Annotated in this window: 16 protein-coding genes and 1 tRNA gene; 11 read left to right on the top strand and 6 right to left on the bottom strand. The window is 47.0% G+C overall.

Features of this window, described 5'->3' with window-relative positions; genetic code table 11:
- The first annotated feature begins 47 nt into the window (after positions 1 to 47).
- Positions 48 to 758: an AAA family ATPase gene (locus NTU69_09005; GenBank protein MCX5803646.1), complete on the top strand. Its 711-nt coding sequence runs from the start codon at positions 48 to 50 to the stop codon at positions 756 to 758.
- Positions 759 to 810: 52 nt separating this feature from the next.
- On the opposite strand, the gene NTU69_09000 is transcribed toward NTU69_09005, so the two are convergent.
- Positions 811 to 1,971, bottom strand: a complete 1,161-nt coding sequence (locus NTU69_09000; GenBank protein MCX5803645.1) for a nitronate monooxygenase — start codon at positions 1,969 to 1,971, stop codon at positions 811 to 813.
- A gap of 425 nt (positions 1,972 to 2,396) precedes the next feature.
- Between NTU69_09000 and NTU69_08995 the strand changes: the two genes are divergently transcribed.
- From NTU69_08995 to NTU69_08985, 3 genes are all read left to right on the top strand, one after another.
- On the top strand, positions 2,397 to 3,125 hold the full coding sequence (locus NTU69_08995) for a lysophospholipid acyltransferase family protein (GenBank protein MCX5803644.1): 729 nt from the start codon (positions 2,397 to 2,399) through the stop codon (positions 3,123 to 3,125).
- Positions 3,126 to 3,734: 609 nt separating this feature from the next.
- Positions 3,735 to 4,847: an alanine--glyoxylate aminotransferase family protein gene (locus NTU69_08990; protein MCX5803643.1), complete on the top strand. Its 1,113-nt coding sequence runs from the start codon at positions 3,735 to 3,737 to the stop codon at positions 4,845 to 4,847.
- 88 nt (positions 4,848 to 4,935) lie between these two features.
- Positions 4,936 to 5,820, top strand: a complete 885-nt coding sequence (locus NTU69_08985) for a dihydrodipicolinate synthase family protein (protein MCX5803642.1) — start codon at positions 4,936 to 4,938, stop codon at positions 5,818 to 5,820.
- 391 nt (positions 5,821 to 6,211) lie between these two features.
- Here the strand turns inward: NTU69_08985 and NTU69_08980 are convergent, their stop codons facing one another.
- Positions 6,212 to 6,418, bottom strand: coding sequence for a UXX-star (seleno)protein family 1 (locus tag NTU69_08980; GenBank protein ID MCX5803641.1), 207 nt, complete (start codon positions 6,416 to 6,418; stop codon positions 6,212 to 6,214).
- 286 nt (positions 6,419 to 6,704) lie between these two features.
- On the bottom strand, positions 6,705 to 7,214 hold the full coding sequence (locus tag NTU69_08975; protein MCX5803640.1) for a hypothetical protein: 510 nt from the start codon (positions 7,212 to 7,214) through the stop codon (positions 6,705 to 6,707).
- 322 nt (positions 7,215 to 7,536) lie between these two features.
- Here NTU69_08975 and NTU69_08970 point away from each other — a divergent pair, with 322 nt between their 5' ends.
- The 6 genes from NTU69_08970 to NTU69_08945 all read left to right on the top strand — a co-directional run bounded on the left by NTU69_08970 (position 7,537) and on the right by NTU69_08945 (position 12,991).
- The gene (locus NTU69_08970) at positions 7,537 to 8,460 is read left to right on the top strand and encodes an ABC transporter permease (protein ID MCX5803639.1); all 924 of its coding nucleotides are present in this window, start codon (positions 7,537 to 7,539) and stop codon (positions 8,458 to 8,460) included.
- Between the two features lie 8 nt (positions 8,461 to 8,468).
- On the top strand, positions 8,469 to 9,719 hold the full coding sequence (locus tag NTU69_08965; GenBank protein MCX5803638.1) for an ATP-binding cassette domain-containing protein: 1,251 nt from the start codon (positions 8,469 to 8,471) through the stop codon (positions 9,717 to 9,719).
- Complete coding sequence (gene mlaD, locus NTU69_08960) at positions 9,719 to 10,204, top strand: outer membrane lipid asymmetry maintenance protein MlaD (GenBank protein ID MCX5803637.1); 486 nt, start codon at positions 9,719 to 9,721, stop codon at positions 10,202 to 10,204. The genes NTU69_08965 and mlaD overlap by 1 nt, the downstream gene beginning before the upstream one ends.
- 14 nt (positions 10,205 to 10,218) lie before the next feature.
- On the top strand, positions 10,219 to 10,812 hold the full coding sequence (locus NTU69_08955) for an ABC transporter substrate-binding protein (GenBank protein MCX5803636.1): 594 nt from the start codon (positions 10,219 to 10,221) through the stop codon (positions 10,810 to 10,812).
- Positions 10,809 to 11,693 (top strand): VacJ family lipoprotein, encoded by an 885-nt coding sequence (locus NTU69_08950; protein MCX5803635.1) that lies wholly within the window; start codon positions 10,809 to 10,811, stop codon positions 11,691 to 11,693. Before NTU69_08955 ends, NTU69_08950 begins: the two co-directional genes overlap by 4 nt.
- A gap of 323 nt (positions 11,694 to 12,016) precedes the next feature.
- The gene (locus NTU69_08945; GenBank protein ID MCX5803634.1) at positions 12,017 to 12,991 is read left to right on the top strand and encodes an MBL fold metallo-hydrolase; all 975 of its coding nucleotides are present in this window, start codon (positions 12,017 to 12,019) and stop codon (positions 12,989 to 12,991) included.
- 528 nt (positions 12,992 to 13,519) lie between these two features.
- Here the strand turns inward: NTU69_08945 and NTU69_08940 are convergent.
- Together NTU69_08940 and NTU69_08935 are read right to left on the bottom strand one after the other, a co-directional pair.
- Positions 13,520 to 13,831, bottom strand: a complete 312-nt coding sequence (locus tag NTU69_08940; GenBank protein ID MCX5803633.1) for a helix-turn-helix transcriptional regulator — start codon at positions 13,829 to 13,831, stop codon at positions 13,520 to 13,522.
- Positions 13,832 to 13,919: 88 nt separating this feature from the next.
- Positions 13,920 to 14,057: a hypothetical protein gene (locus NTU69_08935; protein MCX5803632.1), complete on the bottom strand. Its 138-nt coding sequence runs from the start codon at positions 14,055 to 14,057 to the stop codon at positions 13,920 to 13,922.
- Positions 14,058 to 14,214: 157 nt separating this feature from the next.
- On the opposite strand from NTU69_08935, the gene NTU69_08930 reads away from it, so the two are divergent.
- Positions 14,215 to 14,562 (top strand): hypothetical protein, encoded by a 348-nt coding sequence (locus NTU69_08930; GenBank protein ID MCX5803631.1) that lies wholly within the window; start codon positions 14,215 to 14,217, stop codon positions 14,560 to 14,562.
- Between the two features lie 20 nt (positions 14,563 to 14,582).
- Here NTU69_08930 and NTU69_08925 read toward each other — a convergent pair.
- Positions 14,583 to 14,658: transfer RNA gene (locus NTU69_08925), tRNA-Gly, on the bottom strand.
- Positions 14,659 to 14,675 lie beyond the last annotated feature (17 nt).

The raw sequence follows: 14,675 nt of genomic DNA, 5'->3' as shown, positions 1-14,675 counted from the left end.
ATTAGGTGTGATACTTTAGATTTTTAAATTAAAAAGAGGGCATACCGATGCACTTAAAAAAAATAACACTTTTCCCCGAAAAATACCCAGCTAAAGACTGTTACCCATTCAAGTTACATAATTTTAATGTGACCAGGGTTTTAGCATTTCATACAGCAATTACCTTCTTTGTCGGGGAAAACGGCACTGGTAAATCAACACTTCTGAAGGCCATAGCACGTAAATGTAATATCCATATATGGGAACCTGAGGAAGGTCGCCGATTTGAGTTTAATAGATACGAGGAAGAACTTTATAAATACATCGGCGTGGAATGGACGGATGGTGTTGTACCGGGATCATTTTTTGCCTCAGCAATTTTTCAGCATTTTACAAATATACTTGATGAATGGGCAGCAGCTTCACCTAAAATATTAGAATATTTTGGAGGTAAATCTTTAATGACCCAATCCCATGGACAATGCCACATGTCATATTTTAAGAATCGTTTTCAAAGGAAAGGACTATATTTTTTAGATGAGCCAGAAAATGCCCTTTCGCCAAAGACACAATTAGAGTTTCTTAGCGTATTGAAGGATATGAGCCAAGAAAATCATGCCCAATTTATAATCGCTACACACTCACCCATTTTACTTGCATCACCTAATGCCACTATCTACAGTTTTGACCACGCACCTATTAGCCAGATTAATTACGAGGATACAAGCCACTATCAGATTTACAAAGAATTCCTTAATGACAGAAAGAAGTATTGGTAAAAATTTCTGCCCTGCTTACTGTGGCAGAAGGGGGCGGGAAAATTATAAAATGTTATATTTCAAGACCTGACCCCATTGGTTGGTTCCATTGGTTTTTGACTCTGTTTGTTATCTCTGATTGGCCGGTCAGTTCTTCCATCAGTTCTTTTACGGTCATAATCTTATCAACCAGGTAGCCGTTGGCTCCTACTGTATAGAGTGGCTCTTCTATGTCCGGGTTATAGCCGGCAGAGCTCAAGAGGCCGTTACAGATGCAGAAACAGCCTCCGTCCTCATGCTGTGCCGCACACCTGGTAAAATTTCCCTCTTTATCTCTCATCAGGATATACCCCTTGTCACAGCGTGGTTTTCTCTTTTGTTCGAGTGCAGATTGGAACATGGGTGATTTCTTAATGACCATAAATGGCATACCGCAGGGGGAACAGGGTATTTGTGCGACTATTATGTCGTCCTTGCCGGCATTGATAACGGCCTGTTTATACGCATCCGATGCGCTGCTCTCTACAGTTACGAGAAAACGCGTTCCCATTTGCACACCATCAGCCCCCATCTGTAAAAATTTTACAATATCATCATGGGTATAAATGCCTCCTGCAACGATAACAGGAAAACCCCCATACTTTATTGAAACCTCTTTTACAGGGGGTAAAAGGTTTTCAAGCCTGTTCGATTCAAGGTGGATCTGGTCGATTCTAAACCCAAGATGTCCACCGGCAAGAGGTCCTTCGAGGACAACAGCATCGGGCCTGTAGTCATAACGTTCCCATTTCTTACATATAAGCTCGAGCGCCCTCGCTGACGAAATGATGGGGATAAGTGCGGTATCTCCCGGGTTCTTGATAGCAGGGAGGGCTAACGGCAGTCCCCCGCCCGAAATAATAACATCGGCGCCTGCATCTATTGCGCCTTTTACAGATTCCTCATAATCTCTTACTATGGCAACCATTATGTTTATACCGGATACACCCCCGCTTGCTTTCGCAAGAGACACCTCCTCATAGGTAGCTTCATAGGTATTGCGTTTCCTGCCATTCCTTTTCGAGACAAGTCTGTCGAGGCAGGCGCTCGATACGATACCGATGCCGCCCTCTCTTGCCACTGCGCTTGCAAGGGGCGAAAGTGATACCCCGATGCCCATCCCGCCCTGTATGATGGGTGCCTTAATGGTCTTCCCTTTAATGGTCAGAAAAGGTAGCGTCTGTTTGTTGCCCATAGTCAATTGTTCCTTTTACTATTTAATTCCAGTCGTGAATCAGTTTACACATATTCGATTGAATGCGATAAAGATAGCGGTAGCGAATAAATTGAATACACGACAAATTAGTCTACCATATAATTATTCTATTTTGCAAAATTATTCCAAAAGTCTCCTGATTCGTGGTTCGCATTATGTATCAAAACACATAACCTGATTCGTATATAGTGCACACGATGCATGATGTACGATAAAGTTGATTGCTGGTAGCTGATCGGTAAAAGGCTTTTAGCTGAAAGCTGATCGCTGATAGCTAATAGAACAAATGGGGGACGTCCCCCTGTACTTTCAAGTATGCTCAATGACTTAGCCCCTGCAGAGTATGCTTAAGAGAATGGTATTGACAGAATGAATACAAAACCTCTAAACTGGAGTTGTACTAAATGGGGGATACGGTTAATAGAATGAGAAGGCTTCTTTCGTTTCTCAACCTTGTTTTTGCTACAATATTCCTTTCCATTGTCGCCCTTATTTTATACCCCTTTGACCGTAAGGGGGATAAGGTTAATAAAATTGGTAGGTTATGGGCAATCATTCATCTCAAGGTATGCGGTATCAGGGTTTCACTTGAGGGGCTTGAGAACATATCTGAACCCCCTTATATATTTATGTGCAATCATCAAAGCGTACTTGATATATTTGCGCTTCTTTCTTCCCTGCGTTTATCTTTTAAATGGATAGCTAAGAAGGAACTCTTCTTTGTGCCGTTTTTAGGATGGGCATTAAAAATTGGAAAAAACATAAGTCTCGACAGAAAAAATCCGCGAAAAGCCCTGAAGGCAATGAGTGAGGCAGCTCGCAAGATAAAAGACGGTATGAATATCATTATATTTCCGGAAGGGACATGGAGCAAAGACGGTACTCTCCTGCCTTTTAAAAAAGGAGGGTTTTCTCTTGCCCTTCGTACCGGGGCACCTATAATACCGGTAGGCATCAAAGGAACAGGTAAATTGCAGCCGGAAGGCTGCTTTGTTCCGAGAGAAAAAGGGGAGATCCATATAAAAATAGGCAAACCTGTCTATATGGAAGAAGAAGGTAATGCGGCCAAGACCCGCTTAATGCTTGAAGTACGATCCCGCATCGAAAGACTTATAGGATGCCGTGATAACTGATACCAATACCGTTAAGTCAAAAGAGCGTTTCCTCTCTCAAAAATCCCTTGACAGCTTATTGAGATAGCAGGAAAATGGAGAAAATTGGGGTGGGGATAATGAAAAATATCCAATATCAACGGGTTGTTGCCCAAACAATTTTTGTTAACCCCCAGTCAAAAGGGCCAGAAGAACTTTGTTGCTCACCCCCTGTTCGCAATGAAACCTTACGCGAGTCGCGACTTCGAGCATTTTTGGGTGACCCACTCGGCAAGAATAAACGTTCCAAAGGACAATTCGTACTGTCTGAGTCCCGCCTTAAAGCGGGACGAGTTTGCAAATTGAGTGAAATTCGAGCCCGGGTACCCGCTTGCGGGTGGGGGTAAAAAGCGCACACCCAGAGGGTACCCGGCAGTGAGCGAAATAGTGTTCTGGCGAAAACTGTGTTTGGGCAACAGTCCGTCAACGGCTGACCCTTTTAGCTTCACCACCGGTAATGTTTAATTTTCTGAGATTTAAGATTTTTCCATCGTTAACTATCTATTGAAAATTTATGAAATATGTTACATTATCACCACCTGGCTACAACAAGTTTTGCTGAAATTGTCTATATCGAGGAGAAGATTTAGTATGAAGAACCTATTGGAAAATATTGAAGAAGTCTTGCTCATGGGCCCTGGCCCTTCTTGTGTACCTCCTCAGGTCTATACGGCTCTGAGCCGGATAACCTTGGGACATCTGGATCCCTACTTTTTGAACATCATGGACGAACTCAAAGAAATGCTCCGTCGGATCATGAATACCAGGAATAACCTTACTATCCCCATATCAGGAACGGGTTCTGCCGGTATGGAGGCATCTTTTGTGAATCTGGTGGAACCGGGCGACAAGGTTCTGATCATGATAAACGGCGTCTTTGGCATGAGGATGCAGGACGTGGCCAACAGGCTCGGTGCTAAAGTTGATGTTCTGGAGTTCCCCTGGGGAACCCCTGCTTTGCTGGAAGCGGTAGAAAAAAAGATCCGGCAGGAATCCTATAGAATAGTGGCTGTTGTCCATGCCGAGACCTCAACTGGTGTTAGGAATCCCGTTCCCGAAATCGGCACGCTCCTCAAAGGCAGTGACACCATCTACCTGGTGGACACCGTTACCAGTCTGGGTGGACTCGAGATCAGAATGGATGACTGGAACATAGATGCCCTTTACAGCGGCACACAGAAATGCCTGTCCTGCCCTCCCGGACTTGCACCCCTTTCATTTTCCGATAAAGCGATGGCCAAGCTGAACGGACGCAAAAAGAAAGTGCCGAACTGGTATCTCGATCTTACTCTCATTGCCAACTATTGGGGTACAAATCGGGTTTACCACCACACGGCGCCTGTAAACATGCTCTATGGTCTATACCAGGCCCTCCTCCTAATCTTTGAGGAAGAGCCAGAAAAGGTGTTCCAGCGGCACAAGGAAAACCACTTGACACTGGTAAAAGGGTTGGAAGAGCTGGGTCTCACGATGTTGGTGGACGAACCTTACCGCCTCCCCATGCTGAATGCCGTGTGTGTTCCTGATGGGGTAGATGAACTGTCTGTCCGACGGCGTTTGCGTAGCGAATTCAAAATCGAGATCGGCGGCGGCCTGGGACCCCTAACAGGGAAAATCTGGCGTATGGGGCTCATGGGACACACGGCAAGAAAGGAGAACGTTTCAAGGCTGCTAATGGCACTGCAAGAAGTGCTGAGGGGATAGATGAAAACCATTCTTGACTTATGGATTCCCAGAAGCATAGTAATCTGTGACATTCTTTGTATTAGAATCTCTTGAAAAGGAGGAGACCATGAATTTGCACGGCATCATGCCACCTATCACCACGCCCTTCAACGGGAGAGAGGTAACATTTGACAGACTAAAAGAGAACTTCCAGAGGTGGAACCGGACCAAGCTCTCCGGGTACCTCGTCCTCGGATCGAACGGAGAGGCGGTTTATCTCAGTGAAGCAGAAAGAATCAAAGTGATCGAGGTCTCCCGGGAGGCCATCCCGAAAGAGAAGATCATGCTTGTGGGTACTGGCATGGAATCAACGGGCGAGACCATCAGGTTTACCAACGAGGCGGCCCGTCTCGGTGCCGACATGGCCCTCGTGGTGACACCTTGCTATTTCAAGGGCTCCATGACGCCACAGGTCCTTTATGACCACTTTGTGGCTGTGGCTGAGGCGTCCCGTATTCCTGTCCTCGTCTACAACGTACCCCAGTTTACGGGCATCAACATGGAGCCGCCCCTGGTTGCAAAGCTCTCCCAGCAACCGAACATAATAGGTATCAAGGACAGCTCGGGTAATATCGACCAACTCAGCCAGATTATCCATCAATCGGCCAAGGACTTTGTGGTGTTCGTGGGCTCCGCTCCTGTCCTTTTCCCTGCCTTGTGTGTAGGTGCGGTAGGCGGCATCCTTGCGGTTGCCAACGTTCTTCCCGAACTGTGCACCCGTATTGCCGATCTTTATGCTGAGGGGCAGTACATTAAGGCACGGGAGCTTCAGAACCGGCTCACACCCATTGCCAAGGCAGTGACCACGACTTACGGCATAAGCGGGCTGAAGGCTGCCATGGACATGGTGGGCTATTTCGGTGGAGAGCCGAGAGCTCCCCTGAAAAAGGCAGGTCCTGATGCCGAGAGCGTCTTGAGAGACCTTATGGAGGGACTCAAGGACATCCTGTAGCCTGAAAGAGAGCTTATTTCCCCGGACTTCTTGGCGCCCGATGAAGGCATAGGGGTCAGCACTTGAATGCTTGTTTCCCAAATCTATCCAGTTGTCCAAATCTCGCTTCCGTTCAATTTTCAAACTCGCCGCTGGGCTTCGGACATAAAAATTGGCCTAAACGCGACCTGGTCGCAGGCACACTTCAGCTTATCGGCAGGGTCCTAAGCAGTGCTCGAGGTTCTCTCCAGCGAGGATTTTCTCAACCTCAAAAGATTGCTCGAAATTTGTATTGTTTAGGCAACAAGCCGTTGACTCGGGACAGACTACGAAGTCGGAAGAGCGTTTCCCCTGAGCGATTTTCGAGGTATGGTTTTTTTCAATATGCGCACGGCATATGGCATTAGACCCCTCAGGAGCCGCCATATCCGATGGTCACTTTACCACCATCAACAACAACCGGTACTTCCTTACGCCCTTTTGAATAGCGTAGCATTTCTTCGAGGTTGGATTTATCAGCCCTCACATCGATATATTCAGCCTTATCTTCAAAAGCCAGCCTAGCTTTCGCACAGTATGGTCAGCCCTGTTTTACAAATATTTTGATTTTATCAGACATTTTCCACCTCCATTATAAATAATGTTCAATAATAGATAATGTCTCTTAAAATGTCAACATGGTTTAACCCTGTTCTGTCGAAACAATGGGGTAAGATCTTACAATCATGCATTTCAAAATAGCCAGGCCGGAAGGGCGTTGCCCCTCCCATAAAATCCCTTGACAACCTAATTGAGATAGCAGGAAAATGAATAGAATGGGGATGGGAATAATAGATAAATGTTTAACGTCAAGACCTAACCCTGATAGTTTCAGAGTTTCAGCGTTGTTTGTTTCGTAGAGCATATCATGATTTTTCGAAACTGTATGTAAAGATATACTCCTCGGTATCTCCTAAAACCACTTGTTTGAAACCAGCCTTCTTGAGATATGTGAATAAATTGGTTTCATTTACAATTCTATCAATCGATACTTCACGCAACAATGGACACATCAATCTTATAGATGTCTTATCTGGGCCGCTTAGCTCTATCTCAACGAGTATACCCCTTTTGTGAGAATACTGCTCCAATTCATCCGCCAACATTTCACGCTGTTTTATCATGAGGTGATGCTCAATGCCAATGCACACATTTTTGATTTTCCGTTCTCTCAAGAGTACTTCGCGCATGAGTCCCCGGGCTGCGATATATTCATGCGATTCTGCCTCGATTTCCTTAAGATGTTTTCTTGCGTCGCTCACTCTGCCCCATACGGTTTTCATTGGGTTTGAATCAGGCTTATAACCATCGGCAAGGGCTTTTCTGGCTTCATCTAAATGCTTAGTGGGGGCCATGCGGGAAAAAGGTTTTTTCATTATTGACTCCTTGCGGCGCTTTGGTACATTGTGTATCCTTCTTGTGCTACTGTTCTAACGATCCTGAAGCTATTTTCTGTTTTATGTACATAAATATACCACATGCCGTTTCTTAATACTACAGAAAAGGAGATTCACTCCTATTAGCGAGAACCTGCCCGTCACGTTCTGCGCTCTTACTTTTGGCTATGATCGTTCGGTTGGGTCATCGGGCTCAGCCCTTAACTTGGGACAGACTGCAAGGGCGGAAGAGCGTTTCCCGAAACTAAACCTCTCTATCCCTCTCAAAAATCCCTTGACAACCTGTTGGAATAGAAGGAAAATGGAGAAATGCGGATCGGGAATAATGGAAAAAACTGATATTTCAAGTTCTGTCCCCATTGAGTTTTCCGTTCCCAACTCCATAAAGAGAGGCGAAGAAACAGACTTGACAGGAACAGGATCACCACAGCGTAGCAATCATTTTACACTCCTTTTTCCTGTCATCGGTAGGGGGACCATCCACCTGGTGGGCAATCTGGGCGCAATGGCCCTTTTCTTCTTTCTTGCCTTTGCCAACATCCTCCGGCGAAAACAATTTCCCGAGATCGTGAAGCAGGTGTTTTATATCGGCGCCAGGTCATCCCTGATCGTGATGCTGGTAGGCCTTTTCACCGGTATGGTGCTCGGGTTGCAGCTTTTCTACACCCTGGTGAAATTCGGCTCTGTCGGGGCTCTCGGGTCTGCCATATCCCTCTCCCTCATCAGGGAACTGGGACCAGTTCTCACAGCTATTATGATCACCGCACGGGCCGGCTCTGCCATGACTGCAGAGATCGGGATCCTTCGTATCTCCGAGCAGATTGACGCCCTATACTCCATGCGAATTGATCCGGTACGTTACCTTGTCAGCCCGAGGATTGCCGCCTCAATTATCAGCTTTCCCTTGCTCACCTCCTTTTTTGATCTCATCGGAATAATCGGAGGATATCTTACCGGAGTTCTCCTGTTAGGGACGAACGCAGGTACGTACTTTTACCGGGTACAATCCTCTATAAATATGGTAGACGTCAGGGGAGGCTTTATAAAATCTTTAGTTTTCGCCCTGATTGTGTCATGTGTCTGCTGCTTCCAGGGCTATTTCTGCCATATGCGGTCTGATGGTTACGGAGCTAAGGCCGTAGGCCTTGCCACTATCTCTGCCGTCGTGCTCTCATGTGTGATGATTCTCATTGCGGATTATGTAGTAACCTCCTTTCTTATGTAGGACTGATTATGGAAACGACACCGTTGATAGAATTCAGAGATGTCACTAAAAGGTTTGGTGATAAGACTGTACTCAACAATGTCAACGTTAAAATCTATGAAAACCAGATTACGACGATCATCGGGAAGAGCGGTACCGGGAAAAGTGTGCTTCTCAAGCACATCATCGGTCTCTTGAAGCCGGATGAAGGCACTATCCTTTTTCAGGGAAAGCCTGTGGATACAATGAAAAAGAACGAATGGGACGAATGCAGAAGCACCATCGCCTACCTGTTTCAGAACAACGCCCTCCTCGACTCGATGACGGTCTTCGAAAATGTCGCCTTTCCACTCCAGCAGACCACGAACCTCAGCAGGAAAGAGATCGAGGCAAAGGTATTGAAAAGGATCGAGGACCTTGAACTTACTGAAGCCATGGATAAGTATCCGTCGGAACTCTCGGGCGGGATGCAGAAACGGGTAGCCCTGGCACGGGCGCTGGTTGAGGACCCGAAGATCGTGCTCTTTGATGAGCCAACCACGGGTCAGGACCCCATCCGGAAAAACATGATTCTGAGCATGATAACCCATTACAGGCGAAAATTCGGGTTTACCGCTGTCATGATCAGCCACGACATTCCGGATGTCTTTTTTATCTCAGATCGAATTATCATTCTCTGGGAAGGGACGGTTGGCTTCGAGGGGACCTATGAAGAAGCTTCAAAACTGAAGCTTCCTTTGATCGATGAGTTCCTCCGCAGTCTTGATGGTTTCCAGGACGAGCTGACAGGCCTGCTTTCCAGGGAGGCGTTCAGGGTTCATTATACAGCAATGTTGGGGGGCACAGCCACGGTAGCTGCGGTTTCGGCCGCGGTTTTTAGCGTTCGGTTAAATATATTGCACGAGGCCCTGGGACCGCAGGCAGCAGTTGAAGTCCTCAAGGCGCTTGGCGAATACACTAACAGGCGCTTCAACCCTGTGGGAGGTTTCTCCGCACGTCACAGCAGGGATCAGGTTCTTACTATATTCCCTCATACAACTCCTGATGAGGCAAAGGAACTGGTGGCGGGCTTTGCTCAAGAACTGCAGCAAGAGGCCCTTGCCAGCATCGAGAGTATTGCCGAGGCAAAGATAGGCGCGGGACAAAGTTTCGACATTTACATCCGTGCCGGGATTACAGAAGTCTCGCCCGCTGACGAGATTGAACAGATAATCGAGAGGGCTGAGAAAAACCAGGAGATTATCGCAACTCACCGATGCGATGCCGGAGGTAGCGTGTAATGAAAAAGTATTCCATGGAAACGGCTGTAGGTATTTTCGTTTTGGTTGGTCTCATATGCGTGGGCTATATGACCGTGAAGCTGGGCAAGGTTTCGCTGTTTGGGGAAGATACGTACCCGCTTTATGCGCGGTTCGCCTCGGTCTCCGGACTGAGGGCCGGCAGTGCAGTCGAAATCTACGGGATCGAGGTGGGCAGTGTGAATAGCCTGGGTGTAGACACCGAGAGACAGATGGGGATCATCGGAATGAAGATCAACAAAGGGGTAAAGGTATACGATGATGCGGCAGCAGCTATAAAGACCTCCGGGCTCATCGGGGACAAGTATGTGAAAATCGACCCGGGAGGAGCCGGCGAGGTATTGAAACCTGGCGGCTTCATCACGCAAACTTCTGTGCCGACTGATATCGAAGATCTGATAGGCAAGTATGCATTCGGGGACGTGAAGAAGGAGCCGGAGAAATCCCCGGCAAAATCCACCAAGTGACCAAGGAGAGTACTATGAAAAAATGGGTAGCTTCAGCTACACTGCTTATTGTTTTGATGGTTCCATTCCTCGCTTTTGGAGGCGCCCCGCTCGATACTGTGAAGGTAAATGTCAACAGTGTACTTGAGGTGATGCGCGACCCTAAGCTTAAAGGGGAAGCGGGCAAAAAGGTGAAAGAACAAAGGATCGTGGCCGCCGCCGATAAGCTCTTCGATTTCGTAGAGCTTTCGAAGAGGACACTGGGGCTGAACTGGAACAAGTTTACCCCAGAGCAGCGCAGGGAATTCGTCGAACTTTACAAGACCATCCTCAAGGACGCGTACGTAGATAAGATCACAGCCTACACCAACGAACAGGTGAACTTTACGAAGGAGGTACCACTTTCGGAAAACATGGTGGAGGTCCAGAGCTCTGTCGTCACAAAGAACGGCGAGACCCCCATTTATTACAGGGTCATTAAGAAGGACAGCGAGTGGAAAGTATTTGATGTGGTGATCGAGGGAGTGAGCCTGATCAGTAACTACCGCACCCAGTTCCGGGAGATTCTCGGGAATAACCCGCCCGAAAAGCTGCTCGAGACCCTGCGTAAAAAGGTAGGCAAGAAATGAGCCGCCAGGGACCGACACGCTACAGGGAAAGTATATCTTTTGCGGGATTGACTGTATGCCTGGTTTTTCTGCTCTCCTTGTCGCTCGGCCTCTCCCCGGCGCACGGAGCTGCCACTGCCACAGACCCGGGTATCACCACTGGCGAAGGTTTTCCGAAGGCAGAAAAACCAGCTGATGAGACCAGTCTCGCTCCGGTTACCGTGAAAGAGAAACCATCTGATGAGTATGGGGACGTCACCGAGGAGACAGCCACCTCAGGCGAAGGGCCTACCATTGCCGATCCCATAGAACCCTGGAACAGGGCCATGTATCATTTTAATGACAAGTTCTACTTCTGGCTCCTGAAACCTACTGCCCAGGGTTACAAGTACGTCATACCGGAAACCTTCAGGATAATATTCAGCAACTTCTACGAAAATATAATGATGCCCGTTCGCTTCGTGAACAACCTGCTCCAGGGGAAACCAGATTATGCAGGGCGCGAGCTTGTCCGTTTTGTCATTAACTCCACCGTCGGGGTTGCCGGGTTCCGGGACGTTGCCAAGGACGGTTTCGGGATTACAGGCCGTAAAGCGGATTTTGGCCAGACACTTGGTAAGTACGGCATAGGTTCTGGATTCTATATCGTGTGGCCTATTCTCGGTCCTTCCAACCCCCGTGACACAGTTGGATGGGTCGGGGACCTGTTCTTGAAACCTACTACCTATCTTAGTTCGGAATGGTTAGACCCTGAACCGATAGCTATCACGGCCCACGAAAAGGTCAACTACTTCTCCTTCCACATCGGGGACTACGAAGCGCTCAAAAAGGCAGCCATCGACCCATACATTGCCATACGCGATGCCTATGTCCAGTATCGCAAAAAGTTACTCGAACAGTGAGAACTTTACACTACTTATTGGCTGAGTAGACCACTGGGGTCAGGATTCGGCGACAAAGGCCTTAACGCGTGATGGGTAAAAAGACTCTCAGCTTAAAGCTCTCCGCTCATAACCTACCCCCTCTCAAAAATCCCTTGACAACCTATTGAGATAGCAGGAGAATGGAAAAAAGGGGGAGGGGATAATGGAAGAAACTGATATTTCAAGTTCTGCCCCCATTGGGTTTTTTCTTTCTGGCGCCATATGGACTGACGGGACAGAATGTAAAGAAGGCTCTATCGGGAAATGCAAAAAGAAATAAATTTACAATAAGGGAGGGTTCAATGAAAAAAGAAGAGAAAGGCATATCCAGAAGACAATTCATTGGCAGTTCACTTGCAATTGCTGCTGGAAGTCTCCTGCCAGACAAACTATTTGCCCAGGCAAAGACTCCTTCGGCTCCGCAAAAAAAGACAGGGACACGGGTAATTATGCTCGGAACAGGCGGAGGCCCTCGACCTAACAAAAAGGCCAACCAGGCAGCTTTAGTTATCATTATAAATAATGTGCCTTATGTGGTTGACTGTGGAGGCGGTGTAAGCAGGCAGTTAGTATTTGCAGACGTACCCCTTCGAAATCTCCGGTATATCTTCATCACCCATCACCACTCAGACCATAACTTAGAATATGGAAACCTTATATATAATGCCTGGGCAAGCGGCTTCAAAGGCAGGATAGATACATATGGCCCACCACCTATTGAAAGGATGACAAAGCAATTTCTTGAATTGAATGCCTATGATATCAATATCAGGATCCCCGATGAGGGAAGGTCGCCCCTTGCCCCTATGGTCCATATCCATGAATTCAGCAAAGCCGGACATGTGATGCAGGATGACAATATCAAGGTCACGGCAACTATAGTAAACCACCCACCGGTCGTACCTTCCTTTGCATACCGTTTTGATACACCCGGCAGGTCAATCGTTTTTTCCGGCGATACAACACCTATTGATAGCTTGATAAAGCTGGCTCAGGGGGCGGATGTCCTGATCCATGAAGTGATACACAAACAGTCCCTGGCAAGACTCATGGCCCGCATTCCTAACGCTGACAGGTTGGTAGAACATATCGTTGCCAGTCATACGACCGTCGAAGATGTGGGTGAAGTGGCAAAGAAAGCGGGGGTCAAGACGCTTGTGCTAACCCATTTTGTCCCTTCCGATGATCCTTCGTTAACGGATGAAATGTGGAAGGAGCCAGTTAAGGCCCATTTTAATGGAGAGATTATCGTAGGCAGAGACCTTCTGGAAATATAATACCTCAAATCCCCCTAAACCCCCTTTAGTAAAGGGGGTTTAGTAGAACACGAGGGGTCAGCCACTGACGGCCTGTTGCCCGAACCTATTTCTTCATAAACATCACTGCCGGAAGAACTTTTCGTGAGTGCGACATCGAGTACGGTTTGGGTACCCACTCTGGCACAGCAGAAGCGCACGGAGCGGAAGCACGAATGAAACAGTGTTCCGGCAAATAATTTGATTTGGGCAACAGGCCACTGACAAAGGACAAGCTCCACCTCTGTGGGCTGCAATCCTCCGTCTGGTTTCATTTATTTTTCTGGCCGATGCAATTTTTGATGGATGACACCTGCAAAAAAGGGGTCAAGGATTCCAGGGGTCGAGTGGTCAAGTGGTAAATTATAAATAAAAACTCTAAAGTGTGAAATTTATAGTGCATTGAGGATTGTGCGGCCCTGAAGTAGACAAAGTCAGGCGCAAAATATGCGAGCCCTTTATGCGTTTACAGCCAAGGAAAAGAATACTTTCTTCCTTGGCTGTAAAAGATCATCCCTTCGCTCGCGATATCTTCTTGGGCATAAACTCTATTTTAAGATCACAATCGAGGGTCTGGGCAATCTTTTTAAGAGTCGAAATGGACACCTTTCCATAATTTGGCGATTCAAGCCTCGAGATTGCAGTCGCTTTGGTTCCCAGTTTATCCGCAAGTTCAGCCTGTGTCATATTTGCTTTTGTTCGCGCCTTTATAATCTCTGCCGCTATTTGGAACTCTGTTCTGAGGGCTTCATATTCCTTCTTGACCTTGTAATCCTTCAGCCATTTCTCTCTTACAACGCTAAAGTCTTTTATTTTAGCCATCGTATAACCTCCATCATTCTCTGCACGGCCACATCAATTTCCCTGTGTGGAGTTTTCATGCTTTTCTTCATGAACCCGTGAAGCAATATTATCTTTTCACCGTGCCATGTGAAATAAAAAACCCTTCCACAAGCATATCAACGATACGCAGTATCTTTGCCTTAACGTCTGTCGGGATTGTTTCCAGCCAGTCTTCAAGTCTCGGATCATAATAGACTGACCACATATGTCAATAGCAAGTCAGGGGTCAAGGATTCAAGGGGTCGAGTGGTCAAGTGGTAAATTATAAATAAAAACTCTAAAGTGTGAAAAAATTCGTTCAAGCGTTTTTTGTTGTATATACAGCCGAAGCTATTTTTGATGCATGACGAGGCCACGAGGGGTTGCCAACCGGAGGCGTTTTTTTTGTTTATTTAGTTTCTTTGGTTTATTTTGTTTATATAGTTAAACACCGCATCAATAATTCATTAAAAAGAAATGAGGCCAAGGTAATGGTGCGAGGTTTTCAGGCCGAAGCGATTTTTGATGGATTGCGCGAAGCGCAAGGGTTGAGGCGCGCAGGCGTACACAGACGTACGTCGAAGCGTCGCGACCCGCAGCGCGACAAAACAAGGTGCAAAAAGCGCTTCGGCCCCATTGTGGAAAGATTAAAAAACCCCAAGGAAAATCTCTCTCCTTGGGGTTTTTTAATCTTAAACCCCGGCAACGATCTACTCTCCCACATAATTTGAATGATCCTTTATGGAAAAGATGGAGCGGGCAACGGGGATCGAACCCGCGGCATCAAGCTTGGGAAGCTTGCACTCTTCCTGCTGAGTTATGCCCGCTTTCTTTATTATATTAG

Source organism: Pseudomonadota bacterium (genome assembly GCA_026388215.1).
In the GTDB taxonomy this organism is placed as follows: Bacteria; Desulfobacterota; Syntrophorhabdia; order Syntrophorhabdales; family Syntrophorhabdaceae; genus JAPLKF01.
This window is presented reverse-complemented; position numbering and strand designations above follow the sequence as displayed.